The organism is Lamprobacter modestohalophilus, assembly GCF_016583905.1.
In the GTDB taxonomy this organism is placed as follows: domain Bacteria; phylum Pseudomonadota; class Gammaproteobacteria; order Chromatiales; family Chromatiaceae; genus Lamprobacter; species Lamprobacter modestohalophilus.
Genome location: NZ_NRRY01000014.1, coordinates 1 through 26,891, shown reverse-complemented (window position 1 = coordinate 26,891; position 26,891 = coordinate 1). Strand labels below are relative to the sequence as shown.

25 protein-coding genes and 1 pseudogene are annotated in these 26,891 nt (G+C 63.0%); 18 read left to right on the top strand and 8 right to left on the bottom strand.

Annotated elements, in window-relative coordinates; genetic code table 11:
• Positions 1–240: 240 nt before the first annotated feature.
• On the top strand, positions 241–1,095 hold the full coding sequence (locus tag CKO42_RS10260; protein WP_338034895.1) for an alpha/beta fold hydrolase: 855 nt from the start codon (positions 241–243) through the stop codon (positions 1,093–1,095).
• Positions 1,096–1,337: 242 nt separating this feature from the next.
• Here the strand turns inward: CKO42_RS10260 and speA are convergent, their stop codons facing one another.
• A complete protein-coding gene (speA, locus tag CKO42_RS27270; protein WP_242479277.1) occupies positions 1,338–3,389 on the bottom strand; it encodes a biosynthetic arginine decarboxylase in 2,052 nt (683 codons plus the stop codon).
• 214 nt (positions 3,390–3,603) lie between these two features.
• On the opposite strand from speA, the gene CKO42_RS10250 reads away from it, so the two are divergent.
• The 6 genes from CKO42_RS10250 (at position 3,604) to CKO42_RS10225 (ending at position 12,462) form a co-directional block, all read left to right on the top strand.
• A complete protein-coding gene (locus tag CKO42_RS10250; RefSeq protein WP_200243208.1) occupies positions 3,604–4,605 on the top strand; it encodes an AAA family ATPase in 1,002 nt (333 codons plus the stop codon).
• Between the two features lie 246 nt (positions 4,606–4,851).
• A complete protein-coding gene (locus CKO42_RS10245) occupies positions 4,852–6,072 on the top strand; it encodes a DUF58 domain-containing protein (RefSeq protein ID WP_200243205.1) in 1,221 nt (406 codons plus the stop codon).
• 108 nt (positions 6,073–6,180) lie between these two features.
• Positions 6,181–6,795: a DUF4381 domain-containing protein gene (locus CKO42_RS10240; protein ID WP_200243203.1), complete on the top strand. Its 615-nt coding sequence runs from the start codon at positions 6,181–6,183 to the stop codon at positions 6,793–6,795.
• Between the two features lie 100 nt (positions 6,796–6,895).
• Positions 6,896–7,924, top strand: a complete 1,029-nt coding sequence (locus tag CKO42_RS10235) for a vWA domain-containing protein (protein WP_200243199.1) — start codon at positions 6,896–6,898, stop codon at positions 7,922–7,924.
• A 207-nt stretch (positions 7,925–8,131) separates the two neighbouring features.
• Positions 8,132–10,228, top strand: coding sequence for a VWA domain-containing protein (locus CKO42_RS10230; protein WP_200243195.1), 2,097 nt, complete (start codon positions 8,132–8,134; stop codon positions 10,226–10,228).
• A 188-nt stretch (positions 10,229–10,416) separates the two neighbouring features.
• Positions 10,417–12,462 (top strand): BatD family protein, encoded by a 2,046-nt coding sequence (locus CKO42_RS10225; protein WP_200243190.1) that lies wholly within the window; start codon positions 10,417–10,419, stop codon positions 12,460–12,462.
• Positions 12,463–12,659: 197 nt separating this feature from the next.
• Here CKO42_RS10225 and CKO42_RS10220 read toward each other — a convergent pair whose 3' ends face one another.
• Positions 12,660–13,838 (bottom strand): S1C family serine protease, encoded by a 1,179-nt coding sequence (locus CKO42_RS10220; protein WP_200243187.1) that lies wholly within the window; start codon positions 13,836–13,838, stop codon positions 12,660–12,662.
• An 89-nt stretch (positions 13,839–13,927) separates the two neighbouring features.
• Here CKO42_RS10220 and CKO42_RS10215 point away from each other — a divergent pair, with 89 nt between their 5' ends.
• The 6 genes from CKO42_RS10215 (at position 13,928) to CKO42_RS10190 (ending at position 18,943) form a co-directional block, all read left to right on the top strand.
• Complete coding sequence (locus CKO42_RS10215; RefSeq protein ID WP_200243182.1) at positions 13,928–14,680, top strand: Nif3-like dinuclear metal center hexameric protein; 753 nt, start codon at positions 13,928–13,930, stop codon at positions 14,678–14,680.
• Positions 14,681–14,972: 292 nt separating this feature from the next.
• The gene (gene petA / locus CKO42_RS10210; protein WP_200243177.1) at positions 14,973–15,572 is read left to right on the top strand and encodes a ubiquinol-cytochrome c reductase iron-sulfur subunit; all 600 of its coding nucleotides are present in this window, start codon (positions 14,973–14,975) and stop codon (positions 15,570–15,572) included.
• Complete coding sequence (locus tag CKO42_RS10205) at positions 15,572–16,831, top strand: cytochrome b (protein WP_200243174.1); 1,260 nt, start codon at positions 15,572–15,574, stop codon at positions 16,829–16,831. Before petA ends, CKO42_RS10205 begins: the two co-directional genes overlap by 1 nt.
• Positions 16,828–17,571, top strand: a complete 744-nt coding sequence (locus CKO42_RS10200) for a cytochrome c1 (protein ID WP_200243171.1) — start codon at positions 16,828–16,830, stop codon at positions 17,569–17,571. The genes CKO42_RS10205 and CKO42_RS10200 overlap by 4 nt, the downstream gene beginning before the upstream one ends.
• 321 nt (positions 17,572–17,892) lie before the next feature.
• A complete protein-coding gene (locus CKO42_RS10195) occupies positions 17,893–18,498 on the top strand; it encodes a glutathione S-transferase N-terminal domain-containing protein (protein ID WP_200243170.1) in 606 nt (201 codons plus the stop codon).
• 16 nt (positions 18,499–18,514) lie between these two features.
• Positions 18,515–18,943, top strand: a complete 429-nt coding sequence (locus CKO42_RS10190) for a ClpXP protease specificity-enhancing factor (protein WP_200243169.1) — start codon at positions 18,515–18,517, stop codon at positions 18,941–18,943.
• 17 nt (positions 18,944–18,960) lie between these two features.
• Here CKO42_RS10190 and CKO42_RS10185 read toward each other — a convergent pair whose 3' ends face one another.
• Both CKO42_RS10185 and CKO42_RS10180 read right to left on the bottom strand, forming a co-directional pair.
• Entirely contained in the window at positions 18,961–19,278 is a 318-nt protein-coding gene (locus CKO42_RS10185; RefSeq protein WP_200243168.1) for a DUF3301 domain-containing protein, read from the bottom strand.
• A 104-nt stretch (positions 19,279–19,382) separates the two neighbouring features.
• A complete protein-coding gene (locus tag CKO42_RS10180; RefSeq protein WP_200243166.1) occupies positions 19,383–19,847 on the bottom strand; it encodes a hypothetical protein in 465 nt (154 codons plus the stop codon).
• Positions 19,848–20,067: 220 nt separating this feature from the next.
• Here CKO42_RS10180 and CKO42_RS10175 point away from each other — a divergent pair, with 220 nt between their 5' ends.
• Positions 20,068–21,261, top strand: coding sequence for a TraB/GumN family protein (locus CKO42_RS10175; RefSeq protein WP_207148703.1), 1,194 nt, complete (start codon positions 20,068–20,070; stop codon positions 21,259–21,261).
• Between the two features lie 179 nt (positions 21,262–21,440).
• Here the strand turns inward: CKO42_RS10175 and CKO42_RS10170 are convergent, their stop codons facing one another.
• Both CKO42_RS10170 and zapD read right to left on the bottom strand, forming a co-directional pair.
• Complete coding sequence (locus CKO42_RS10170; protein ID WP_200243164.1) at positions 21,441–21,662, bottom strand: DNA gyrase inhibitor YacG; 222 nt, start codon at positions 21,660–21,662, stop codon at positions 21,441–21,443.
• Positions 21,663–21,681: 19 nt separating this feature from the next.
• Positions 21,682–22,449: a cell division protein ZapD gene (gene zapD, locus CKO42_RS10165; RefSeq protein WP_200243162.1), complete on the bottom strand. Its 768-nt coding sequence runs from the start codon at positions 22,447–22,449 to the stop codon at positions 21,682–21,684.
• A gap of 238 nt (positions 22,450–22,687) precedes the next feature.
• Between zapD and CKO42_RS10160 the strand changes: the two genes are divergently transcribed.
• The 4 genes from CKO42_RS10160 (at position 22,688) to ruvB (ending at position 25,995) form a co-directional block, all read left to right on the top strand.
• Positions 22,688–23,437 carry a YebC/PmpR family DNA-binding transcriptional regulator gene (locus CKO42_RS10160; protein WP_200243161.1) on the top strand — a complete coding sequence of 250 codons (750 nt, stop codon included), beginning with the start codon at positions 22,688–22,690 and terminating at the stop codon, positions 23,435–23,437.
• A gap of 117 nt (positions 23,438–23,554) precedes the next feature.
• A complete protein-coding gene (ruvC, locus tag CKO42_RS10155; RefSeq protein WP_200243160.1) occupies positions 23,555–24,088 on the top strand; it encodes a crossover junction endodeoxyribonuclease RuvC in 534 nt (177 codons plus the stop codon).
• Positions 24,089–24,140: 52 nt separating this feature from the next.
• Entirely contained in the window at positions 24,141–24,758 is a 618-nt protein-coding gene (ruvA, locus tag CKO42_RS10150) for a Holliday junction branch migration protein RuvA (protein ID WP_200243158.1), read from the top strand.
• A gap of 148 nt (positions 24,759–24,906) precedes the next feature.
• The gene (gene ruvB, locus CKO42_RS10145) at positions 24,907–25,995 is read left to right on the top strand and encodes a Holliday junction branch migration DNA helicase RuvB (protein ID WP_338034894.1); all 1,089 of its coding nucleotides are present in this window, start codon (positions 24,907–24,909) and stop codon (positions 25,993–25,995) included.
• 44 nt (positions 25,996–26,039) lie between these two features.
• Here the strand turns inward: ruvB and CKO42_RS10140 are convergent, their stop codons facing one another.
• Together CKO42_RS10140 and CKO42_RS10135 are read right to left on the bottom strand one after the other, a co-directional pair.
• Positions 26,040–26,222 carry a hypothetical protein gene (locus CKO42_RS10140; RefSeq protein WP_200243155.1) on the bottom strand — a complete coding sequence of 61 codons (183 nt, stop codon included), beginning with the start codon at positions 26,220–26,222 and terminating at the stop codon, positions 26,040–26,042.
• A gap of 262 nt (positions 26,223–26,484) precedes the next feature.
• A pseudogene (locus CKO42_RS10135) lies at positions 26,485–26,891 on the bottom strand (ISKra4 family transposase); the annotation flags it as partial.

The following is a 26,891-nucleotide window of genomic DNA, read 5'->3' as shown; positions in this document are numbered from 1 at the left end:
GAGCGTTCAAGAGTAGCACTCCCCGGCGACCCTGCGCGGCCAGACGCACCGCAGGCTGCGGACTCAGACCGGCACAACACCATACCACCCGACCCCGCCCCACCCCAGCCAATCGGCTAGACTCAGCAGCAGGCGCTGTGAGCAGCGGCAGGTAAGAAAGTGTCCACCAACTGCTTCCCGATTTGAGCGCCACTGTCCGGCAAGAATCGGGAAGTAGAAAATGGACGGCTGCTAAGCAAGGTGATCAAGCCAATCGGACCAGCACAAACATGTCTCACCGGCGCCTGTCTCTACGGCCCCGACCCGCACCCTGCACTCGCCGAGCAAGGCTTCCGTGCAGTGCGTATCGGCGGCCTAGAGGCCGATCAGCCACCGCGAAGCCTGCTGCTGCATGGGTTCACCGGCTTGGCCGAAGACTGGTGCGCGTGCTGGCCCTGCACTGAGCCGGCGCTAGCGATCGATCTTCCCGGGCATGGTGGCAGCATTGCTCCCGAGGGCGCGTTCGATGACGCCCTACGCCGGTTGCTCGTCGCCCTACCGGATTCAATCGATCGCATCGTCGGCTATTCGCTCGGCGGTCGGCTCGCGCTTGGCCTGCTGAGGTTAGTGCCAGAGCGCTTTGACCAAGCGATGATCCTGTCTGCCCATCCAGGCTTGATCGAGCCCGATGAGCGTGAATCTCGTCGCCTTGCGGACCAACGTTGGATTAGTCTGCTTGAGCAGAAAGGGCTTGAGGCCTTTGTCGACGCCTGGCAGCAGTTGCCTCTCTTCGCGACCCAAACGCGTCTGCCGGTGGAGTGCCTGGCGCAACAGCGCGAACGGCGCCTGAGCCAGCACGCGAGCGCGCTCGCGGCCTCGCTGCGGGTGCATGGTCTGGCTGAGATGCCGCCCATGCAGGAGGCCATCGTCGACTATCCAGGCGAGCTGGACTGGGTTGCGGGTAGCCAGGATCGAAGATTCAGTGCACTGGCGCGCGAGGTCGCGGCTTGGCGTCCAGCGACGCGGCTGCACCTGTTTCCAGGAGTCGGCCACAATCTGCTGCTCGAGGCGCCCGAGCAGTTACAGGCCTTGCCGCTGAGACGCTCGCCTTTTTAAGGGGGCTCCTGTTAAGGCAGCGTTCCGATCCCCTGGCGCCTGAGCGCAAGCGACGTCGTCGTCCTAATGCGCATATAAGAAACAGTCCATCAACTGCTTCCTGGTTTGAGCACCACTGTAGAGCGATCATCGGGAAGTAGAATTTAGACAGCGACTAAGCGCTCGGCGCCACCCCCGACAGATGGGTCGCGCGAGATTCACGCTAACGGTGCAGCGCATCCATGCAACGCCAGGCCCATGCGTTACAGCCGTCCGAGATAGGTATACCCATAGAGCCCGGCCTTGAGCTCGGAATAAAGCTGCTCGCGCGTCTCGCGTTCGAGCTCTGCACCATCGAGACGGCGACGGTATTGGGCCAGCAGGGCGCGGGGCTCGAAGTGAACCGTTGCCAGCAGCTCATCGGCCGAATCACCATGCTCGAGCTCGAGCAGACGCCAACCCTCAGGCTGGTCTGCATCAAGCTCGACCGCGACCGCATCGGTGTCGCCAAACAGATTATGCATGTCGCCCAATATCTCCTGGTAGGCACCGACTAGGAAGAATCCCAGTAGATAGGTCTCCTGCTGCGGATCGAAGGCATGCACGGGCAGACTGGCCTCGATGCCGTCTTGATCGACATAGTGCGCGATGCAGCCGTCGGAATCGCAGGTGAGGTCATGGACCACGCCGCGCTCGGTGGGTGCTTCGTCGAGCCGCTGCAACGGGCAGATCGGGAAGATCTGATCGATGGCCCAGACGTCAGGAAGCGACTGGAACAGTGAGAAATTGCAGAAGAGTTTGTCGGCGAGTTGGGCGTCGATCTGTTCGAGCACTTCGCGCTGGCGGCGATTGGCGTGCGAGAGACGCGGGCGCAGCGCCCGGCAGCAGGCGATGAACAGCTCGTCACCGCGGGCGCGGGCGATCAATCCGCGTTGGCCGAGCTGGCCGGCAGCGAAACGCCGGCGCAGCGCTTGCACGGCCGCTTCGGCCTCCTCATAAACCGCCAGCGCCGGGGCTTCGGTGGCGTCGCGCAGCGCTTGCTCGAGGCGAGCCAGCTCGACTTCAGGCGGTTCTGGTGCAGCCTGCAGCCTGCTGGCGGCTTGGCGCACATGAGTCCCGATGGTCGTGGCAGTCGGACTGGTTGCGACAGCCCCGCTAGATGTGACATTCCGACTGATAGCAACAGCTTGAGCGGGCAATGGCTTTGACTCCGCTAATGCGCTGTTGGCTTGATTTATCTCTTCTGCAATCGCATCACTTGCGCGCTCACGATCGGCAACATCGGTGATCAGCACGGCGTGATGGGCGGTCAGCGCGCGGCCGGATTCGGTGATCAGGTCGGGCTCGGGCAAGGAGCGCTCGGCGCAGAGCGAGCCGATGGTCGCGACGATGGCCTCGGCGTAGTCTTCGGCGCGATAGTTCATCGAGCAGTAGGCGCGGGTGTGGCTGCCCTCGTAGTCGACGCCGAGCCCGCCGCCGAGATCGAGGATACGCGGCTGGGCGCCCAGCGCGTGCAGCGCGGCGTAGAACTGGCCTAGCTCGGCGACGCCGGCGCGGATGTCGTCGAGGCTCGGGATCTGCGAGCCCAAATGCGCGTGTAGCAGTCGCAGCCAGTGCAGCTTGTCGGCAGCGCGCAGTTGTTCGACCAATGCCAGCAACTGGCTCGCCGAAAGGCCGAACTTGGCCTTGTCGCCGCCGCTGTTCTGCCAGTTGCCGGCGGCCGCCGCGGCGAGGCGGATGCGCACACCGATCGCCGGCTCGACCCAAAGCCGCTTGGCCTCGTCGAGGACCAGATCAAGCTCCGAAGGCTTCTCGATGACGATATGGACATCAAGCCCGAGGCGTCGGCCGATCAGCGCCAAGCGAATGTATTCGCGGTCCTTATAGCCGTTGCAGATAACCGGCTGGCTGGGTGGTACGAGTGCCAGCACCGCCATCAGCTCCGGTTTGCTGCCGGCCTCGAGCCCAAGCCCGCCAGCGCTGAGCAAGGCCCGCACCACGCTGCGCTGCTGGTTGACCTTGATCGGGTAGACCGGCCGATAGCTGCCTTGGTAGTTGTGCCCGGCGATGGCCGCGGCAAAGGCACCTTGAAGCCGATGTACGCGATGGCGCAGGATGTCGTCGAAGCGCACCAGCACCGGCAGTGCGAGTCCGGCGTCGCGGAGCTTGTCGGCGAGCTGGATTAGGTCGATGCGCGTCTCGGAACCGGGATGCGGGCGGGCGCAGAGATGGCCGCCTGGGCCGATCTCGAAATAGCCCTCGCTCCAGCGCTCGATGGCGTAGATGAGGTCGCAGCGAGGGTCAACGGGCGCCATGGTCATGCTCCAACAAGCTCAAGCTCTAATGCGTTCGGGCAAGCTGATGGTATCACCGTCTTCCGGAGCGCCGATGACCTTGCCAGGTGCGCAACTGCGTCTTCAATGCTTCCTTAACGGTTTGTAATTTCCAGTTACATTGCCGGTAAGGGTCGAACCCGTATCCTTGCGTGACCATAGGTCTCAACCCGATTGTGCAACAGGAGAACAGGCGATGGCGATGAGCGATGAGGCATCCGCGGCTGGTAGCCCGGCACAGCAGGCGTTTGCGCAAGCGCGTGCCGATCTGCGTGAGCGCATCGTCGGTCAGGATGCGCTGATCGAGCGGCTGCTGATTGCACTGCTGGCCGATGGCCATCTGTTGGTGGAAGGTGCGCCGGGCCTGGCCAAGACCACCGCGATCAAGGAGCTGGCGCTGCGCATCGAGGGCGATTTCCAGCGTGTTCAGTTTACTCCGGACCTGCTGCCTGGCGATCTGACCGGCACTGATGTCTACCGGCCTGAGACCGGCGCGTTCCAGTTCCAGCGCGGACCGCTATTCCATAATCTGGTGCTCGCCGATGAGGTCAACCGTGCACCGGCCAAGGTGCAGTCGGCGCTGCTCGAGGCCATGGGTGAGCGTCAGATCACGGTTGGCGGCCAAACCTATCCGTTGCCGCAGCCATTCTTGGTGATGGCGACGCAGAACCCGATCGAACAGGAAGGGACTTATCCGCTGCCAGAGGCGCAGCTGGATCGGTTCCTGATGCATGTTCGCGTCGGCTATCCAGACCCGAAGACCGAGCGCAGCATCCTTGAGATCGCCCGAGCCGAGGCACGCGGGCAGTTGCGCCAGCGGTCCAATAAGGCGCCGGTCATCAGCCGCGAGCAGGTCTTTGCGGCGCGTGCTGAGGTGATGGCACTGCACATGGCGGACAATCTCGAGGAATACCTGGTGCAGCTGGTGCTGGCGACCCGCGATCCGGTGCCTTATGACCGCAGCCTGGCGCGCATGGTCGACTATGGCGCTAGCCCGCGCGCGACCATTGCGTTAGACCGCTGCGCCCGCGCGCGTGCCTGGCTGCGCGGTGGCGATTACGTGACGCCCGATGATTGCCATGCGGTTGCTTACGATGTGTTAAGGCATCGTATTTTGCTCAGCTATGCCGCTGAGACCGAGGGGCTGACGCCGGATGCGCTGGTCGCGCAGCTGATCCGTCGGGTACCGATGGTTTGATGAGTGGTGAGTGGTGAGTGGTGAGTGGTGAGTGGTGAGTAGTGAGTAGTGAGTAGTGAGTAGTGAGTAGTGAGTAGTGAGTAGTGAGTAGTGAGTAGTGAGTAGTGAGGGATGAGTGATGAAGGCTGAAGGGGTGAAGTTGGGCTAACGCTGTTGGCTTGGTGCCTCCCGAAAGATGAATTGCATGAGATTCAGGGTCACGATGCGTAGGCGCGAGATCAGCGGTTGGTTTTTGAGGACTTGACGATGAGCCTAAGCGATGACGAGCGAGCTTACCGTGTCGATGCCGACGAGCTAGTCGCCTTGCGTGCGTCTGGCGAGCGATTGCGTCCGGCGCGGACGCAGGTTGCGCGCTCGGCCTTGGCGGGTGGGCATCGCTCGCGCTTTCATGGCCGTGGGATGGACTACCGGGAGTCGCGCCACTATCAGCCGGGCGACGATATTCGCAACATGGATTGGCGCATCACCGCCCGTAGTGGTCATGCGCACATCAAGGTCTTCGATGAGGAGCGGGAGCGGCCGGTCGTGGTCTTGGTCGACTGTGGCGCGAGCATGTTCTTTGCCTCGCAAGGGGTCTTCAAGTCGGTGCAGGCAGCACGCCTGGCGGCCCTGATTGGCTGGTCTGCGATTGGCCATGGCGACCGGATCGGTGCGCTGCTGTTCACGGATGCCGCACAGGCGAGCCAACATCAGGAGCTGTCGCCTGCGGGTGGACGTCGCGGACAGATGCGTCTGATTCGGGCCTTGGCAGAGGCTGGTGCGCCGGAGAAGGGACTTGGCGGGGCGCGCGTTGCGAGCGATCCAATTGGTCCAGAAACCATCCATCAAGACCCAGACCGCGTCGGCGCCGACACTCGCTTCGCTGCCCAAGCTGGCCGTCGTCCGAATCGCCCGGCGGAAAGTGCGCAGGCGGCCGACAGCGGGCAGGGTCGCCCGGCGGACAGTGTGCAGGCGGCCGACAGCAGAGGTGGGGATCGCAGTGGCAGTGATAGCGGCCTGACCGCCGCGCTGATGCGGCTGCGTCGGGTGGCGCGGCCCGGCAGCTTGGTGTTCTTGCTGTCCGATTTCTACAGTGCCGATGCCGACAGCAAGCATCACCTCAGTCGCCTGGCGCAGCACAGTGACCTCAATGCGATCCAGCTGCTCGACCCGCTGGAGCTGGCGCCGCCGCCGCCGGGTCGCTACGGGATCAGCGACGGGCGCCGGCGTTCGGTGATCGATACCCGCTTGCGCGCGGAGCGCGAACATTATGCGCGGCAGCTCGCCCAGCATCACCAGCATGTGCGACAGCTCACGGTCGAGAACGGCATTGGTCTGCTGCAGTGTCTGACCACTGATGATCCTGCGGCGAGGCTGAGCCAGCTGCTCGCTGGCCGCGACGGCCCGCGCAGCGGTCTGCAGAGTGGGCCGACGGTTAAGGACGAGTTGATGGCCGGATCGGCGGGAGTCGCTTATGCCAGCCCCTGACAGTCTCCATTCGCTAACAGACGCGCCCTTATCCTTGGTGCCAACGCTTGCCCCGACCTGGCGTGCCGTCCCTGTCAAAATCGGCAAACTTCAGGCCAGGATCAGACCATGACTGCGCTGTCGAATGCCAGCTCGAATCTTGGGCCGCATCCGGCTGAGAATCCTCATCCTGGCGCGAATCCAGCTCGGGATCTCGCCGCGAATCCGGGCTCAAATCCTGCCTTGCACCTAGGGGCGGACCCCGGGGCAAACCTCGGCTCGAGCCTCAACCTGCGCGATATCCATCTACCTGCTGAGCCCGGGTTTTGGCCGCCGGCTCCGGGCTGGTGGCTGCTCTTGACGCTGCTGTTGGGGGTTGCACTCTGGCTCGGGCGGCTGGGCTGGGGACAGTACCGACGCTTGCGTCGGCGCCAGCGTATCTTGGCTGAGCTCGATCGCTTGCAACGCGCTGGCCTGCAGGGTCCGGCGCTGATCGCGGCGTTGTCGGCATTGCTTAAGCGGGTCGCTCTGAGTCGTTATCCGCGCACGGAGGTGGCGGCGTTGACGGGCGCGGATTGGCTGGCGTTTCTCGATCGAAGCGGCGGCAATGGCCGTTTTGCTACAGGTCCGGGTCGGGCGTTGGCGGATGGCGCCTATGCCCCTGCAGCCCCGGGGGACGACCAAGGCCTCGACCGGCAGGCACTACTGACGGTCGTCCGCGACTGGCTGCGGAGGAACAGTTGATGAAGCCGCGATTGATGGGGCTCCAATGGATACGGCTCCGACGGATTGGGCTCCGATTGATGCAGCCCCGAGTGACGCAGCCCCGATCGATGGAGGCGCTATGGACGGATTGATTCCCTGGCCTGAGTTGGCGCTGGCCTGGCCCTGGCTGCTACTGGCGTTGCCTTTGCCTTGGTTGGTGCGTCTCGCGTTGCCGCGGGCCGAGGCGGCAGCCCCGGCGGCCGTGCGCGTCCCCTTCTATCGGCTGCTGAGTCAAGGCCAGACTCATCAAGCAGCGGCTCCGCGACGCTGGACGCTGCTACTGGCGCTCTTGGCGTGGCTGTTGTTAGTGCTTGCCGCAGCCCGCCCGCAATGGCTAGGCGAGCCGGTAGCGTTGCCGATGGCTGGTCGTGATCTGATGCTGGCGGTCGACATCTCCGGGTCAATGACCGAGGAGGATATGGTGATCCGCGGGCAGCTGGTCGATCGGCTGATGGCGGTCAAGGCGGTCGCCGGCGATTTCATCGAACGCCGCGAGGGTGATCGTGTCGGACTCATCCTGTTTGGCCAACAGGCTTACATGCAAACACCGCTGACCTTCGATCGCTCGACCGCACGCACGCTGCTGTTCGAATCGGCGGTGGGTCTGGCCGGGCGCGAGACCGCGATCGGCGATGCCATCGGGCTCGCGGTCAAGCGTCTGCGCGATCAGCCCACCGAGGAGCGGGTGCTGGTGCTCTTGACCGATGGCGCCAACACCGCCGGGAGCATCGCGCCATTAAAGGCGGCGGAGCTGGCCAGTGCGGCTGGGGTGCGTGTCTATACCATCGGTGTCGGCTCCGATCCGCGTGCCGGTTTCGGGGCCTTCGGTCTGAGCATGGGCCGCAACCCGATTGATGAGGCCACGCTCTCGGCGATCGCTGAGCAGACCGGTGGGCGTTATTTCCGGGCGCGCGATGTGCTCGAGCTGCAGGGCATCTATGCCGCGCTCGATGAGCTGGAGCCGGTCGAATCGGATCAGCAGACCTTTCGGCCGGTCGACGAGCTGTTTGCTTGGCCGCTGGGGCTGGCGCTGCTATTGAGTGTGGTGGTGGCAGCGAGTCGCGTTGGCCTGGTCGAGCGCGTGCAGGATGGACTGCGGCAGAGGTAGCCGAGCTGCGGTGGCTGGCGCGTACAAGGAGTCGCCGAGTCTGGCGCGTACCAAGGTTCGTCCACGCCGCGCGAGAGTGGCTCGCATTAAAGGCGCATCAAGGGCGCATTAAGGGCTCGCATAAAGCAGCCAGACCTAAACCGAATCGAGATGCAAGGCGAGTGCCCAGACACCGCCGACTGGAGTCTCAGAACTGGAGTCTCAGAGATGAGTGAGTTTCATTTCATCGAGCCGTTCTGGCTACTGGCGCTGATCCCGCTCGGGCTGCTGCTGTGGCTGGCTTGGCGCGCCGATGCGGGGGCCTCGGCCTGGCAGCGCGTAATCGATGCGCGCTTACTCGCGGTGTTGAAAGTAGGCGCTGGCGGGCGCGCTAGCCGGCTGCCGGTGCTGCTGTTGGCGGCGGGTTGGCTGATCGCGGTGGTTGCCTTGGCCAACCCGACCTTTGAGCGACAGCCGGTGCCAGCCTTCCGCAGCGATGCGGCGCGCGTGGTGGTTCTGGATCTGTCGCGCTCAATGCTGGCCGAAGATCTGACGCCGTCGCGGCTGGAGCGTGCGCGCTTTAAGGTGGCTGACATCCTGAGCCGGAGCGGTGATGGTCAGGTTGGGTTGATCGTCTATGCCGACGACGCCTTCGCCGTATCGCCTCTGACCGACGATGCTGAGACCATCCGCGCCATGCTGGAGGCGCTCAGCCCGCAGATCATGCCGGTGCAGGGGAGTCGCCCAGACCGCGGTATTGCGCTAGGGCTAGACCTCCTGCGCCAGGCGGGTGCGCGCAACGGCGAGGTGATCCTATTGAGCGATGATGCCGGCGGCGCGCGGACGCTGGCGATGGCCGAGCAGGTCCGCGATGCAGGACACAGCCTTGCGGTGATTGGCGTCGGCACCGCGGAGGGCGCGCCGGTGCCAGGGATCACCACGGCCGATGGTCCGGTGATGAGCCGATTGGATAGCGCGGCGCTAGAAACGCTGGCTGCGGCTGGTGCGGGACGCTACGCAACCCTGAGTAGCAGTGATCGCGACCTGGATCAGGTGCTGATCGATCCGGAGGCCCGCCCGCGCGCCTTGGCCGAGCGTGATCCCATGCTCGCCGAGCGTTGGCGCGAGCTCGGCCCCTGGGTCGCGGTGTTGTTGCTGCCGATTGCGGCCCTTGCCTTCAGGCGCGGTTGGCTGATGATGCTCCTGCTTGCGTTCGGGCCGGGGGTGGCCCTAGTGCCAGAGCCAGCGTTGGCGTTCGGCTGGACAGATCTCTGGCAGCGCCAAGATCAGCAGGCGGCGCGGGCGTTCGCGGCGGGTGAGCTGGAGCAGGCGCGCGCACTGGCCAAGGCACCGGCACGTGCCGGCAGTGCGGCCTATCGACTCGGCAATTATCAGGATGCGGCAGCGCGCTTCGAGGCCGGAGATACGGCCGTGGACCACTACAACCGCGGCAATGCGTTGGCCCTTGGGGGCGAGCTAGAGGCCGCGCTTGCGGCCTACGATGAGGCCCTTGCGCGTGATCCGACGCTCGAGGATGCGCGCTACAACCGTGAGCAGGTCCAGGCTGCACTGCGCGCGCAGTCGCAGCAGCCTGATCAGCCGAATCAATCCGATCAGCGCCAAGATCAGCCGCAAGATCAATCGGAAGCGCAGCCGTCGGAGTCGGGTCAGCAGAGCCAGAACGGCGAGTCACAAGGCGAGGATAGCGCGGAACAACGGGGCGATTCTTCGTCCGGTGCGCAGGGTGACCAGCAGGGCGAAGAACAATCCTCTGGCGCTCAGCAAGCCGGGGACCAGCAGGCCGACGACCAGCAATCAGGCGATCAGCAGGCCGGCGATCAATCCGCATCTGCGCAGCCGGGTAGCGATAGCTCATCGACTGCTGGCCAACGAGGCCCCGACCAGAATCCCTCCCCGAATGAGGCTGCCGATACCCAGGCCAACCTTGCTGGGGCGGAGTCCGATACCGCGGATGCCGCAGCTGGCGGCGATTCGAGCCAGGATCCGATGCCGCAAGCGGATGCCGCAGCGGATCGTGCTCGGAGCGAGCAGGCCGCGGCCGATTACCGTGACGAAGCGGCGCGTGCACAAGCCGCTCAGAACGGCGACGCACCTGATCAAGAAGCTGCCCGCACCGAACAGGAACGCTCGGCGGATGCCAACGTGGCCTTGAGTTCCGAGGAGCGTGAGGCCCAACAAGCCGCGGACCAGTGGCTGCGCCGCATTCCGGATGATCCAGCCGAGCTGCTGCGCCGCAAATTCCTCTATCAATATCAGGCTTGTCAGGATGGAGCGGACCTGTCCTCTTCCGGAAAGCCCTGGTGATAGCGATAGCGATGGTGATGGTGATGGTGATGGTGATGGTGATGGTGATCAAGAACGCCGCGTTTCACTGCAATCGACCTTTCTGTCTCTGTCCAGCTTGGCCTGTGGCAATGCCGGGCATGTCGAACCTGTGGCGATGGCAAGCCCGGTCTCGGCTTAGGAGCCTGCAGGGGCTCGAGAAGAGATCCATGACGGGGCTCATAAAGGGTTTTATGCCCGGTTTCATGCTCTTCCTGTTGCTCTTCCTGCTGCCCGGCCTTGGTCTGGCTGCCGAGGCGCGCGCGTTTCTCAATCAGAGCCAGGTCTACGAGGGCGATCGGGTGCTGCTAACGATCGAGGTGACTGGGCGCTCCCTTGGCCAGGAGCCCGATCTGGCGGTATTGGACGCAGACTTTGAGGTGGGCGGTATCAGCACCTCTCAGCAGACCCAGTTCGTCAATGGCCGGCGCTCAGACAAGACCAGCTGGCAGGTTGTGTTGATGCCAAAGCGGTTGGGCCGCCTGAGTATTCCGCCGCTTGCGGTGGGTTCGGCCACGACCGAGCCCTTGACTCTAGTGGTCGATGCCGTGCCCGAGGGCGGTTTGGGGGCGCCAGGGGATCTGGTTTGGCTTGAAGTCGAACTGGGCAGTGATCCCGTGGGCGGTGCTCCAGATGGGTCGCCCGAGGTCGCGTCGAGCGGCAGTGGGCTGAACGATGGTGGGCCAACCGATGGTGGGCCAACCGATGGCGGGCCGAGTCAGTCCACGAATAGGGTTGCAGACAAGCTCGTCGTGCAGCAGCAGGTGCCCCTGGTGGTGCGCGCCTATAGTGCCCGTCCGCTGCTTGACTATGCGATCGATCTACCGCCGATCGAGGGCGCGGTGTTGACCCGGATCGGCCGTGACCAAGGTAGTCTGACGATGCGGGCCGGTGAGCAGTATCGGGTGATCGAGCGGCGCTACACCTTGAACCCGGAGCGCAGCGGAACCTTGCGCATCCCACCGATCACCTTCGACGCTGAGCTCAAGACCGATGCCGGCCGACGGCCGGGCTCGCTTGGGATGTCTGGTCTGCCCGACCTGTTCGATGACCCGATGCTCGAACGCATGCTGGGCGGCATGCGCATGGGGGTGCCGGGCTCGATGTTCGAGCGTGGCGAGCCGGCGCGCGCGCAGTCGGAGTCGTTGACGATAGAGGTGGCACCGAGCGACGAGGGTTTCAGCGGTGAGCATTGGCTTCCGGCGACGGCGCTCGAGGTCGATGACTCCTGGAGTCCGGCTGATGGTGGCAAGACACCGCGACTTGCAGTTGGAGAGCCAGCAACGCGCACCCTGACCCTCACGGCGCGCGGGTTAGCCGGTAATCAGATTCCCGAGATCGAGATCCCGGTGCCGCGCGGTTTCCGCGTCTATCCGGGTCAAACTGAGTCTGAGACGCGCAGCGATGGTGAGAACCTGATCGGCATCAGCCGCCAGCAGCTAACCCTGATCCCGACCAACGCGGGCGCGGTCGAGCTGCCGCAGATCGAGGTGCCCTGGTGGGATACTGCCTCCGACCAGGAGCGCACGGCGACGGTGCCGGCACTCACGCTGAGCGTGGCGGGTGCAGTCGCCGGAGCCGCGCCCGAGGCGGGCGGGCGGACAGTGCTGGATGGGCGTGAGGCCGGAGATGTTCCGGCAATGGCTACGCGGGGGACTGACGCGGAGCCTGCTGATGGGCGCGCTGGTGAGCGCGCTGATGCTGGCCAAGGCGCTGAAGCAGCGGCTGGTCCGGGTCGATGGCTGTGGGGTATCGGGGGGCTGTTAGTGCTGGCAGTCGCGGTGGTGGTTGCTGGGGGCGTCATGTACCGAGTATGGCACGGGCGGTCTTCCTCCGGCCGGGCGCTGCCAGGCGAGCAACAGGGCCAGCGACAGGCGACGCCGTCTGCCGCGGCACGCCATGCACGCGATGCGTTGCACAGTGCATGCGAGCGCGATGATGCGCGGGCGGCGGCCGCTGCACTGCTCGCCTGGGCCGGTGCGCTCTGGCCCGATGATCCACCGAGCGGTCTAAGCGCCTTGGCCGAGCGGACCGAGCGTGGTCGCCAGCAGATCCAGGCCCTCGAGCGCCAACTCTACGCTGCCGCTCAGGGCCAGCCTGCTTGGCGCGGTGAGGTCTTATGGTCAGCGGTCAGGGCCGGCCTGAAGGGGGGCGCGATGCCCGCCTGTGAGCAGGGTGATGATCCGCTCGCCCCATTGTATCCACGGCGGGCTTGAGACCTTTGCGGGTCAGGCTTTCTTGAGTGCGGATAGCGCTAGAAGTGCGCAAGAGGGCCAACGCGTTGGAATGCAGTAGGGGCCGGTTAGGGGCCGGATAGGGGCCGGATAGGGGCTGGGCGGAGCCTGTCAGGGCTGTTCGCGATGCTGTTCGTTGCGGGATATCGAAGCCGGCCTGGTAACGCGTCCCTACGCCGTTACTCTCGCTCCGCTCGCGCAGCGCTGGCGATATCGCGGCGATCCGCTGCAATCCATTCGGCAGCGCGAACGCTGACCTCGATACGCTCGCTGCCGCGCCACACGACGAGGGGGACTTCGCGCTGGGGTGGTGTGGCGGTGATCAGCTCCCGGAGCTGGGACGCGTCGGTGATCTCGGTGCCGGCGAAGGCGGTAATGACGTCGCCGGCACGCAGCCCGGCGGCAGCAGCTGGGCCGTTCTCGACCAGGCTCGAGACCAGGACTCCGCTCGATGCACGCAGGCCGAAGCGCCGTTCCAGCTCATGGGTGACGCTGCGGCCGCCAAGCCCGATCCAGCCGCGGTCGACTTGGCCGTGGTCGGCGATCGACTCGACCACCTGCATCACCAGGGTCGAGGGGATCGCAAAGCCGACGCCCTCGGCATGGCCACTCTCGCTCAGCCCCGCGGTGGCGATGCCGACCAATCGGCCGGCGGTATCAACCAGTGCCCCGCCTGAATTGCCGGGATTGATGGCCGCGTCGGTTTGGATGAAATCTTCGATCTCGGTGAGGCCGAGACGCGAGCGGCCGGTGGCTGAGACGATGCCGAGACTGACGGTCTGGCCGATGCCATAGGGATGACCGATCGCCAGGACCACATCGCCGACGCGCAGCTTGCTCGGATCACCGAGGGCGATCGGCGCCAGCTCAGGCAACGGAGCCCGCAGCACGGCAAGATCAGTCGCATCGTCGATGCCGAGCAGCTCAGCGGAGAGCATGCGTCCATCGACCAGCTCGACCTTGATCTCGTCACAGTCACGCACGACGTGCCCATTGGTCGCAATCAATCCTTGACTTGCGATGACCACGCCAGACCCGAGCCGGGTCTGAGCCCGGTGCGGCTGTGCACCGCTGAGCGTCGATGCCAGCATCTCGCTGCGCGCGGGCCTGCTGCTGCGCGGTCCGCTGTCGACGGAGCCCTTTGCATAGACCTTGACGACTGCAGGAGCGGCTGCGACAACGGCATCGGCGAAGCCGGGTGCGGAGGGCTGGTTAGCTACGGGGCTGGCTTCCTGTGCCTGATGATCAGCGTCGGCTGCGCCTTTGATCGATGGTAATTGATCGAGCGCGGAGACGACGGCAGCCCCGGCCGTGAAGCCGAAGAGCGTTAGTGCGATACTGTGGGTTGTCGGACGCATCCGAATAAGCTATCACGGCTCCGGGCCGATCACATATCGAGCCCCCAGGCCCGCATTTTATCGCTGTAGCATCCTTATTTCTAAACAATATGACCCCCGCCGTCGACATCGCCGATTATTGCAACCTTCTGCTCGGAGTCGAACGTTTCAGTGACTACTGCCCCAACGGGCTGCAGGTCGAGGGCGGGCGCCAGATCAGGCGTCTGCTGACCGGCGTCACGGCCTGTCGGCGTCTGATCGATGCCGCGGTTGAGGCCGATGCTGATGCCCTCTTGGTCCACCACGGGTTCTTCTGGAAAGGCGAGCCGGCACCGCTGACCGGGGTCAAAGGGCGCCGGATCAGAACACTCTTGCGCGCCGATATGAGTCTTTTGGCCTACCATCTCCCGTTAGATGCGCATCCGGAGTTCGGCAACAACCGGCAGCTTGGACTTAGGCTCGGGTTGCTCGAGGCGGCGCCCGGCTCGGGGGCGGACGACCTGCTTTGGACAGGCGTGCTGGCGGAGCCGATGACCGGCGCCGGCTTTGCTGAACGGGTCGAGCAGGCGCTTGGGCGCGAACCTTTGCACATTGCTGTGGTCGACCGTCCGGTGCATCGCGTTGCATGGTGCACGGGCGCGGCGCAAGGCGCGATTGAGCGGGCAGCGGCGCTTGGGGTGGATTGCTACCTCAGCGGCGAGGTCTCGGAGCAGACCGTGCATCTGGCGCGTGAGCTTGGGGTTGACTACCTCGCTGCAGGCCATCATGCCACCGAGCGCTACGGCGTGCAGGCCCTAGGAGCTGAGATTGCAGCGACCTTCGGGATTGAGCATCGGTTCGTCGAGATTGATAATCCGGTCTAGCCGATGACCATGAAACCGAGCGTGACCTTGAGGAAAATCCATGCGTTTCGCTGGTTTTTTGACCTTTGTCGTGGTTCCTTCGGGCGCTATCGGCTTAAATGTAGCGTTCAGATCGAGCGCTCTAAAACCCTGATCAGTAGGGGGCTTTCTTGACCTAGCTTGGCCGCTTCGTAGAGAATGCGCGGTCAGTTATGCAACGCTTAGCGATATTCTTATCTTCATCATCAGACTGTTCGACCGTCTCGTCGCTCGGGAGGTCGTGCATCGAGCCTAGCGAGGGGTCGACAAACGCATGAACGAACAAGGCACGGATAAAAGCCGCAGGCGCATACTCGTCGCCGCAACGAGCGCAGTCGGTGCCGTTGGCGTCGGCTTCGTGGCCGTCCCTTTCATCTCCTCCATGAACCCGAGTGCCAGGGCACGCGCCGCGGGCGCTCCGGTGGAGGCAGATGTCAGTAAGCTGGAACCAGGCGCGCTGCTTCGCGTCAAATTTCGCGGTCAACCGATTTGGGTCGTGTACCGTACCGACGAAATGCTTGAATCGTTGCCGAGCAACGATCCAAAGCTCGTTGATCCGGGCTCGGAAGTGGCAACGCAACAGCCCGAGTATTGCCAGAATCCGGCTCGGGCCATCAATCCAAGCTACTTCGTGGCGATCGGCATCTGTACCCATTTGGGCTGCTCGCCGACCTATCGGCCCGAGGTTGCACCGGATGATCTCGGTCCGGATTGGAAGGGCGGCTGGTTCTGCCCCTGCCATGGCTCGAAGTTCGACCTGGCCGGTCGAGTCTTCAAGGGGGTTCCGGCGCCGACGAATCTCGTCATCCCGAAACACACGTTTTTGAACGAATCCACCATCCTCATCGGTGAGGATGAAGCAGGAGCCGCCTGATGAGCGTTGAGACGGTAGATACAGCGCCGAGAGGGTTTCTCGGTTGGCTCGATAAGCGATTTCCGGTCATGGGCCTGTGGAATGACCACATGGCCCAATACTACGCACCGAAGAACATGGGCCTGTGGTCGATCTTCGGCTCATTGGCACTGGTGGTTCTGATCATCCAGATCGTCAGTGGTCTGTGGTTGGCCATGTCCTACAAGCCCTCCGCGGCGGAGGCCTTTGCCTCGGTCGAGTACATCATGCGTGATGTCAACTGGGGCTGGTTGCTGCGGTATATCCACTCCACCGGTGCGTCATTCTTCTTTATCCTCGTGTACTTGCACATGTTCCGAGGGCTCATGTGGGGCTCCTACAAGAACCCACGAGAGCTGCTTTGGATCATCGGGGTGGTGATCTACCTGGCAATGATGGCGACCGCGTTCTTCGGCTACCTGCTGCCTTGGGGGCAGATGTCGTACTGGGGCGCTCAGGTTATCGTCAATCTCTTTGCCGCGGTGCCAGAAGTCGGTGCAGACCTGTCGACTTGGGTACGGGGTGACTTTGTCATCTCCGATGTGACCCTCAACCGCTTCTTTGCCTTCCACTTCGTGATTCCGTTCCTGCTTGTTGCGCTGGTGTTCCTGCACATCGTGGCGCTCCATCGGGTCGGTTCAACCAATCCCGATGGCATCGAGATCAAGAAAGGCCCGAAGGGAAATAAGTGGGACCCGACTAAGCCGGCAGATGGCATCCCCTTCCATCCTTACTACACGGTCAAGGACATCACTGGCCTGACTGTTTTCCTCGCTATCTTCTCTCTGGTCGTGTTCTACGCTCCGGATCTGGGAGGCCTCTTCCTCGAGGCACCGAACTTCATCCCGGCTGATCCGCTGAAGACACCTGAGCACATCGCACCTGTCTGGTATTTCACCCCGTACTACGCCATGTTGCGGGCAGTACCGCCGATTGGTGGTTCTCAGTTCCCGGGTGTGTTAGTCATGTTCGGCGCCATTCTGATCATGTTCTTCCTGCCTTGGCTGGATCGGAGCCCGGTGAGGTCAATGCGTTACAAGGGTGTGCTCTCGCGCTTCTTCTTGGGTGCCTTTGCGGTGTCGTTCGTGGTTCTAGCCTATCTTGGGCTGATGCCATCGACCGATCTCTACACCCTGCTTGCGCAGATCTTCACGGTCGTGTATTTCGCATTCTTCTTGTTGATGCCGATCTACACCAAGCTTGAAAAGACGAAGCCGGTTCCGGAGAGGGTGACGTCATGAAAAACGCAATTTTTGTACTGATGTTCCTCTTCGCGCCGTTGTCGGTGATGGCCGCTGGCGGGCATGGGCCCGAGCTCCAAGAGGCAAACATCGACCTCAAAGACAAGGCCTCGTTACAGCGTGGAGCCAAGTATTTCGTCAACTACTGTATGGGCTGTCATTCGCTGCAGTACATGCGCTATCAGAGGATGGCTGACGACCTTGGCATCCCTGACGACGAGCTGCGCGCGAACCTGCTGTTCGGCGATGCGAAGCCGACCGACATGATGACCAATTCGCTCAAGGAGGCCGACGGCGTCAAGTGGTTCGGGACCGCGATTCCAGATCTGACCTTGGTTACTCGCTGGCGCTCGCCGGACTGGGTCTATAGCTACCTGAAGGCGTACTACGTCGATGAGACGCGGTCATACGGGGTTAACAACCTGGTCTTCCCAGACGTTGGTATGCCGCATCCCTTTGCCCATCTGCAGGGTGTGCAGGCGCCGGTCTTCGCCGGTGGGCACGGTGAGCACGCCGAAGGTACTGGTCATGTGGTGGGCGTCAAGCTGGTCGAGCCCGGTCAGATGACCCCGAGCGAATACGACCTGCTGGTGAGGGATTTGACCAACTTCCTCACCTATGCCGGAGAGCCTTCCAAGCTGGAGCGTCGTCAGCTCGGTCTCTACGTGCTGCTGTTCCTTGGCTTGATGTTCATCTTATCCTTCTATCTGAAGCGCGAGTTCTGGAAGGACGTGCACTGATGACGGCCTAGGTGTAGTAGGGCGCGTAGGCTCCCTTCGCGTCGTCTCTCAGGCGGCGACCAATGGCCTTTGGCTGCTGGTCGCCGTTCTGCGTTCTAGGCATGCGCTAACGAGCCCGATGAGCAGTCGAGCAATGTGCCGCACCCTATTCATCGGGTTTCGGTGTATCCTTCGGCTGTGGTGTCCGTCTCTGGGGAGAGCGGCACCTTGTCATTATGACCCTTCGGTAACCATCTGTAGCCTACTTCTGTGCTCCCCGTCGTGCAGCGGTAAGCTCTTCGTCAGGAAACAGAGCCAGTGGCTGGCAACAGACGATCGACCATGACGCTCTTCTCTGACCCAACCTGTCCGTACTGCCATCGTGTTCGGATGGTCATTGCCGAGAAGCGGGTCAATATCGAGATTGTCGAAGTAGACGCACATGCGCTGCCAGACGAGCTCATCGACTGTAATCCGTACGGCACGGTTCCGACCCTCGTCGATCGCGACCTGCGTCTTTACGAATCGCTGATTGTTATGGAGTATCTGGACGAGCGCTTCCCGCATCCGCCGTTGCTACCGGTCGATCCGGTCGGGCGTGCGAATGCTCGCTTGTTCATCTATCGGGTCGATCGCGATTGGTATGATCGGATGCGGATCATCCGCACGGGCGATGCCGCGGCTGCCGACCAAGCTCGAAAGGAGCTCATCGAAAGCCTCGTCGCGGTTGCGCCGATCTTCGCCGCGAACCGTTTCTTCATGAGCGACGAGTTCTCGCTCGTCGACTGCTGCGTAGCGCCACTGTTGTGGCGGCTGCCGGTGCTCGAGCTTGAGCTGCCAGCGGCAGCGAGCCCGGTCACGGAGTATGCGGCGCGCATTTTTGAATGGCCATCATTTCGCTCTAGCCTGACTGAGGCCGAGCGCGACATGGTCACCGGCCTGGCCTAGACGCTAGGAGCTGCCGATGACGTCTAACCGTCCATATCTGATCCGCGCCCTGTATGAGTGGATTGCTGACAACGACATGACCCCGCACCTGTTAGTGGATGCCGAGAAGCCAGGGGTGGTTGTACCTCGCGGCTATGTGGCTGACGGACGTATCGTGCTGAATGTAGCCACCGGCGCGGTTCAGAGTCTTGTTCTTGGCGATGAAGCCATCCTGTTTTCGGCGCGCTTCAGCGGAAAGTCCTTCCCTGTCGAGGTGCCGATCGGGGCAGTGCTCGGAATCTACGCTCGGGAAAATGGCCAGGGCATGCTGTTTCCAGAAGAGGATGCCGCTGCGGCGTCCTCCACCGATGAGCAGGGCGCAGAGTCCTCTGGCGACGATAACGGCCACACCGATGGCCCGAATGACAAGTCGCCGAAGCGTCCTGCGCTGAGGGTCGTTAAGTAATCCAGGCAGCGTTCCGATCAGGCGTCGTCGCTCATCTGCGGTAGCCCGAGGCTCAGGTCGACCAGATCGAGGCCGAGCAGCACCAGATAGCCGGTGCGTCGCCCGATGCCTTCCTCGCTGAACTCGAAGCGATAGACGCGTCGAATGCGCAAGCCGCGGGAGCACCAGCTCAATCCAAGCCGACGCAGTGCCACCGCCTGATCGAGCAGCTGTACGTCCCGCTCTTTGCACGCGCGTTGTGCAAGGCCGACGGCCATCTCGCGCGCTCGCGCGGCGTCGAGCCAGAACCAGCCAACGCCGAGCACGATGATCAGTGCCAGCAGTTGATCAGTCAATGTCTCGATTCCTGCATGCGCGACTGCTGTGTGTCCGATTCCTGCGTATCCGATCCTTGCCTGTCCGATTCCGGCCTGTCCAATCCCTGCATGTCCGCTAGCTCCTATTCGTCACCGAAGGAAGGGAGACCCGATTCTAGCCACCAGGCGCCGCTGATCGGATCGTAGCGCCAGTGCTGGCGGTCGGCGATCTGCTCCAGGCGCTGGCGGTCTTTGAGCACATAAGCGATCTGGACGAGCTGTACCGCCGTATCATCCGGTGAGATGACACCTGGCTGTACGACCTCGTAGCCGGTGATCTGTACATTGTTCAGGTGCTCCATATCCAGATCGGTGCGCTGCTCGGGGCTGACGAACCCCGCTGCGGCGGGAAAGTAGCCCCAACGGATCGCTTGGCGGTAGCTGCTGAGCGTGTTCTCCAAGGCGATACGCTTGGCGTCCTCCTTGACTCTCCCGCAACCCGTTGTCATGCCCGCGATCAACAGCAGGATCAGCAGGATCAGCACTCGGGCCAATATAGGTCGTCGCGCAGGCGGTGCGGTCTTCCGGATGATCGGGCGTTTGGTCACGGCGGGCTGGGTGCTCGGGGCAGGCGAATGCTCGGAGCGCCCGATAATAGGCGAGCGGATACCTTGGTGCCAGTGGGCTGTGTTCGTAACAGCCAGTCTGTAACAGCCAGCCCGTGACAGTCTTCCAGTTGGCTGCCGGCGAGTGGCTGCGGCAATGCCATAGCCCGTGTATGATGCGGGCCTTCGTTGATCATGCTGCCCGGTATTCGTGAATATCCAATTGTCTGAAGAACCGATTCGCGAAGTCCAGACCGGCTCGACGCACATCACGCTGCTTGGCACTGCGCATGTTTCAAAGGCCAGTGCCGATAAGGTGGCAGAGCTGTTGGGGCCGGATGGTCCGGAGGTCGACGCGGTCGCAGTGGAGCTGTGCCGCAGCCGTGCTGAATCGATGACCAACCCTGAGGCCTTGGCGCGCCTAGACCTGTTCGCGGTGATACGTCAGCGCCGGGTCTATATGGTCGCGGCAAGTCTGGCTTTGGGCGCCTATCAGCAGCGGATTGCCGATCAATTCGGTATCGAGCCAGGTGCCGAGCAGCGCATGGCGATGCGGTTGGCGGAGGTGCGCCAACTGCCGCTACTGTTGATCGATCGTGAGGTCGGTACCACGCTGCGCCGAGCTGCACACAACCTCGGATGGTTCCAGCGCTTAAACCTGTTCACTGGGCTGCTGGCCGGGCTGCTCACGCGCGAGAAGGTCACCGAGGAAGAGGTCGAGTCTCTCAAGCAGGGTGACATCCTCGAGACGGCCTTCGCCGAGTTCGCACAGGATCGCTCGAGCCTATTTACGCCTTTGATCGACGAGCGCGACCAGTACATGGCCGCGCGCCTAAGGCAAGAGGCGGAGCAGCATGGTTATCGGAATGTCCTAGCCGTGGTTGGTGCCGGACACCTGAAGGGCCTCTCGGAGCAACTTGAATCGGCGACCGAGCCGCCCGAGCAGACCATCGCGAGTCTGGATCAGGTGCCTCCGCCCTCGCGCTTCTGGCGTGCCTTTCCTTGGCTGGTGGTGGTGGTGATTCTCAGCGTCTTCGCCTACGGATTCACCCGCAACCCCGAGCTGGGGTGGAACATGGTCGCCGACTGGGTGTTGATCAACGGCGGTCTGTCAGCGCTGGGCGCGGCGCTGGCTGCTGCGCATCCGTTGACTGTGCTCGGTGCCTTCTTTGCAGCCCCGCTGACCTCGCTCAACCCCACCATTGGCGCCGGCATGGTTGCTGGGGCGTTGGAGCTTTCGCTGCGGCGTCCCAGCGTAGGTGATTTCGGTAGTCTACGTGAGGATGTCACCAGCCTGCGGGGCTGGTGGCGCAACCGTGTCTCGCGGGTGCTGCTGGTGTTTATCTTTAGCACCATCGGCTCTGCGGCTGGCACCTATTTGGCGGGCTTTCGGATCATCGACCGCCTCGTGGCCTGAGTACTTGGCCTGTACGCCCTGCCTGTGCGGATTGCCGCTGAGGTTGCCGCTGAGGTTGCCGTTGCGCGCTCGGTCAGATCTTCTAGGGGGCGAGAGTAAGCAATGGATTCAATTGGTTACTCTGCATGCCTGAAGACGGTCTGACCTGCGGGTTTTATGGAGCCGATCCGAAAGATCCGTCAGTGGCGCGGCAAGTCGTCATCGCGATCGGGGGTGCTCCAGCTGTCCGCGCCCAGATCGCTATCCGCGCCGTCCAGGGGCTCGCTGATGCGGTGAGTCTCGTTGAGCCAGTCGCCGAGGTCACAGAGCTTGCAGCGCTTGCTGCAGAAGGGGCGCCAGGCTGAGTCTGGCCCCCAGACAACATCCTTACCGCAGTTTGGACAGGCGACGATTGTTGGCATCGTTAGATCGTTTTGTGACTTAGAACACGCAACAGGTGAGCAGGAAGGGCACGTCGTCCTGCGATTGTAACGGTCGCCCGGTCTGGTTAGCCTGCATGAAACGGATGCTGAAACGGTTCTTGTGCCCGCTGATCTCGGGGTAAACCGACCACTCTGGCCCGAGCGCGACCCGCAGCAGCTGTGCCGGCGCCTGACTATCTAACGACTCTTGGAAGAAGGCCTCAGGTGCGATCAGCTTGCGGGGGGTGGCGCTGGTGCGTGCTAGCGAGAGAACCAGCCGAATGGCTTCGCTGACGGGGTTGATCTCGTCGGTCCAGCTGGCGATTCGTGCTCGTCGTTGCTCGTTCGGTTGAGTGAGAAAGTGGTGGTAGAGCGGAACGTCAAAGCTACAGGCGCCGCCAGGGATACTGCTGCGTTGGGCAACGGCCTTGAGGAAGGCATCATCGCGTGCTCGGCTGCCGATCTGGCCATTGATCTCGTGAATGGCCGCAGCGGCATGCTCCAGACCACTGAACACCTCTTTGAGGGCCGCAGGGTCCACGCCGGGCTGATTGCGCACGCGGGCGAGGGTTGAAAGATTGCGGTCGATCTCCTTGAGCAGCTCGGTCTTGATATCGGCGCGGGCGGTGATAGCGACGATGTCGAGCAAGGCCTCGATGGCGGCGCGCGTGCACCAGTGTTCGGGCTGCGCGACAAAGTAGTCGAGCTTCTCGAACAGGTGCTCGAGCCTTAGGAAGGTACGAATGCGCTCGTTTAGCGGATGCTCGAAGATCATTTCTTGCGACACGATGCGGCTTCCTTGGGCGCTTCAGATAAGGGGTAAGGGTGTCGATTCTGCGGCATCAAGGGTTCAGGGTAAAGGAACCGATCCTGCCATCGTGCTGCCGTCGCCCTCGGGCCAGTGATAGACTGATGGGCTTGAGTGCGTTGCAAAAAGGCTGCAGCGTGCGTCATCGAACCAGATTTTTGTTTTCAATTGTTGCTGAGGCCTCCGATCATCCGGGGGCTCGAATCGAGGGATTCACATGGCCGGTCACAGTAAATGGGCCAATATCAAACACCGCAAGGCGGCGCAGGACAAAAAGCGTGGCAAGGTTTGGACCAAGCTGATCCGTGAGGTCACGGTCGCAGCGCGCGAGGGCGGCGGCGATCCGGGCTCGAATCCGCGTCTGCGTTTGGCGATGGACAAGGCGTTAGGCGCCAACATGCCGCGCGATACCATCGATCGGGCGATCAAGCGCGGCGCTGGCGCCGATGATGCGGATAACTACGAGGAGATCCGTTACGAAGGCTATGCGCCGGGTGGTGTGGCGGTGATGGTGGATTGCATGACCGACAACCGCAACCGGACTGCGTCTGAGGTGCGCCATGCCTTCAGCAAGTACGGTGGCAACCTGGGCACCGATGGCTCGGTGGCCTACCTGTTCTCGAAGCAGGGTGTCGTCAGCTTCCAGCCTGGGACCGATGAAGATGCGGTGATGGAAGCGGCGCTCGAGGCTGGTGCCGAGGATGTCGTGGTCAACGATGACGGCTCACTCGATGTGATCACGGCGCCGGAGGAGTTTAGCGCGGTCTGCGATGCGCTCGCCGCCTCGGGCTTGGATACCAGCGTCTCCGAGGTCAGTTTCAATGCCGCAACCCAGATCGAGCTCGATGCCGATGGCGCCGAGAAACTGCTGAGGATGGTCGATGCGCTTGAAGACCTCGACGACGTGCAAGAGGTCTATAACAACGCCGACATCCCCGACGAGGTCATGGCCGCGCTCGACAATTGATGCGGATCACTCTTCAGACAGCTGAGCAGATGACTGAGCAGCCAACTGAACAAGCCAACCGAGCAGTCACCACGATCGCCCTGCAAGCTCCGATAACCTTAGCCAGTCAGTTCGCTCATGGCACAGTCGCCGCTTAGGCATCGCGTGCTCGGCATCGATCCCGGCTCGCGCAATACCGGTTATGGCGTGATCGATACCGATGGCCAGCGCAGTGTCTGCATCGCCAGTGGCTGCGTGCGGGTCGGGCAGCATGCCTGGCCGGACCGGCTTGGTTTGATCTTCGATCAGGTCGCAGCGGTCGTCGCTGAGCATCGCCCGCACGAGATGGCCGTCGAGCAATTGATCTTTGCGCGCGATGCGACCGCAGCGCTGAAGATCGGTCAAGCGCGCGGCGCGGTACTCTGTGCTGGTCTCAAGGGCGGCGTCGTGGTCCACGAATACAGCCCCAAGTCGGTCAAGCTCGCCGTGGTTGGCTCAGGCAATGCGGAGAAGAGCCAGGTTCAACACATGGTGCGGATACTCTTATCGCTCAATGATCAGCCGGGTGAAGACGAGGCCGATGCGCTCGCCATCGCGCTCTGCCACGCCCATTCGATGGGCATCCCGCAGCGCAAGCGGGCAGCGGCGAGCTGGCGGGATTTCCGGCCATGAGCGGTCAACCGTGAGCGATCAATCATGAGCGGTCAACCATGAGCAGCCACCCATGATCGGCCGGCTGCGCGGCGAGGTCATCGCCAAACATCCGCCACAGGTGCTGATCGAATGCGCCGGCGTCGGCTATGAGGTCGAGGCGCCGATGTCGACCTTCTACGACCTGCCCGCAGTCGGCGAGTCGGTGACGCTGGTCACCCATCTGCTGATCCGCGATGACGCGCATGTGCTCTACGGCTTCCGCAGTGAGCATGATCGGGCGCTGTTCCGGGCCTTGCTGCGGGTGACCGGCGTTGGTGCCAAGATGGCGCTGGCGATCCTCTCCGGGATGGACGCGGCGCGCTTTGCCCAGTGCGTCGAGCAAGAGGACATCGCGATGCTGAGCCGGCTGCCCGGCATCGGCAAGAAGACCGCCCAGCGGTTGGTGATGGAGATGAAGGATCGGATCGCAGAACTGGGTCAGGAGTCGGCTACGAGTCAGACCTTAGGCGCAGAGCGGGCGGCGGCGATGGCCGCGCCAGATGATCCGTTAACCGACGCCGTCAGCGCGCTGGTCGCGCTCGGCTACAAGCCGGCTGACGCGAACCGCATGGCTCGCGCCGCCGATGATGGTGCGAAGACCTCGGAGGAGATCATCCGCACTGCGCTCCGGGCGGTGACACCGAGCTAGCAAGGCGTTGCCGGATGGATGCACGTCCTCAGCGCCACCGGAATTCTTCATCAACGAAAGTCCTGTAGGATCAGCTTTACTAGGATCAGCTTTATTAGGATTTGCTTTATTAGGATTTGCTTTATAGGGTCAGCTTTAGGATTCCACAGTGACCGAGCCAGAGCGCCTCATCAACCCCGCAGCGGCCAGTGACGATAGTGCGCTGGATCGCGCCATCCGTCCGCGTCGTCTCGCCGATTATGTCGGCCAGCCGGCGGTCTGCGAGCAGATGGAGATCTTCATCGGCGCCGCGCGCGGTCGTGGCGAGGCGCTTGATCACACGCTGATCTTCGGTCCACCCGGGCTCGGTAAGACCACGTTGTCGCACATCATCGCGCACGAGATGCAGGTCAACCTGCGCCAGACCTCGGGCCCGGTGCTGGAGAAGCCCGGTGATCTCGCGGCGCTGCTGACCAATCTCGAGTCGGGCGATGTGCTCTTCGTCGACGAGATCCATCGCCTGAGCGCGGTGGTCGAGGAGGTGCTCTATCCAGCGATGGAGGACTTCCAGCTCGATATCATGATCGGCGACGGGCCAGCGGCGCGCTCGATCAAGCTCGATCTGCCACCGTTCACACTGGTCGGCGCGACCACTCGGGCCGGCCTCTTGACCTCACCGCTGCGCGATCGCTTCGGCATCGTGCAGCGGCTCGAATACTACTCGGCTGAGGACCTGACGAAGATTGTCCGCCGTTCGGCCGAGATCCTGGCGATCAAGACCGACGCCGATGGCGCCGCCGAGATCGCACGGCGCTCGCGCGGCACGCCACGCATCGCCAATCGGCTGTTACGACGGGTGCGCGACTACGCCCAGGTGCGTGCCGACGGCGAGATCAGCCGCCAGGTCGCCGACCAAGCGTTAGCGATGCTCAAGGTCGATGCGCGCGGCTTCGATCACATGGACCGACGGCTGCTGAGCGCGGTGATCGAGAAATTCGACGGCGGGCCGGTCGGGGTCGAGAGCCTCGCCGCCGCGATTGGCGAAGAGCGCGGCACCATCGAGGACGTGCTCGAGCCGTTCCTGATCCAGCAGGGTTATCTGATGCGCACCCCACGCGGGCGCATGGCCACCAAGACCGCCTATCAGCACTTTGGCCTGATGCCACCGCAGCCAGACTTACTCGATGTAGAGTCAAGCCAGTCGGCACCAGCAGAACCGACAGGGACGGCGGATCTGTTCAACTCGCCGCCCGATTAATGCGCCAGATTGAGTCCTGACCAAGTGAGTCCTGACCAAGGCCGCTACCAGAGCCAATGCCATTTTCGACGCTTATCGGCGGCACGATAGAGGCCTTTGCGGGTGGTGCCGGCTTGTTTCGCCATGGAGTCGATCAAGTCGAGGCTGAAGGGTGCCTTTGAGCAATAGACCGTCACCTTGTAGAGCCGCTGCGGATCGCGGCGCTCCCACTGCAGAACTCCTGACATAGCGACATCTGAAATGCGACGACCCGCCGGCACATGCCGAAGAAGATCATTGATTTTATGACTAAATACTTGCAGATTTGTCTCAAATAGAAACTTCGAGGCAATTCGTGCGATCTATCTCTATTTCATCGAGTTACAGTCAACGTGTCAGGAGTTCTGCACTGTTCATGAGATGTTCCGCGCCCGGGTGTCGGCGCAAAGCCCAGGGTTTTGAGTGCGCGCTTGACCTCTGCGCAGGGGGTGCGGCCTCAACATACTGTGCTCAACAGCAGCACGCCGCCCCAAACTGATCGATCTTCTGCCAGAACTGCGCCCAGCGTCCGACGGTCTGTGTGAGCGCGCGCAGGCTGAGCACGATGCCCGCGCCCTTGGTCTTCCAGCGCATGCCTGAGGCACAGAGGCGCTGCTTGACGAGGGTCTTGCAGGCCGCCTCGATGACCCCTGAGCCGATCGGCAGCCCCTCGGCGACGAAGCGCGGGTAATCCATCTGATGGCGGTGGTTGTCGAAATAGGTCCGTGCTGCACGGACCTCACCGCGCAGCGTCTGCGAGAGCCCGCGGCGATCCGTGAGGCGGGTGGCCTCGGCGATCAACTGATCGAGGGCGTTGGGGTCGTGCTTGAGGTGGTGGCAGTGGTCGTGCTGCCAGTCCTCGCGTCGCTGCGTGTCGC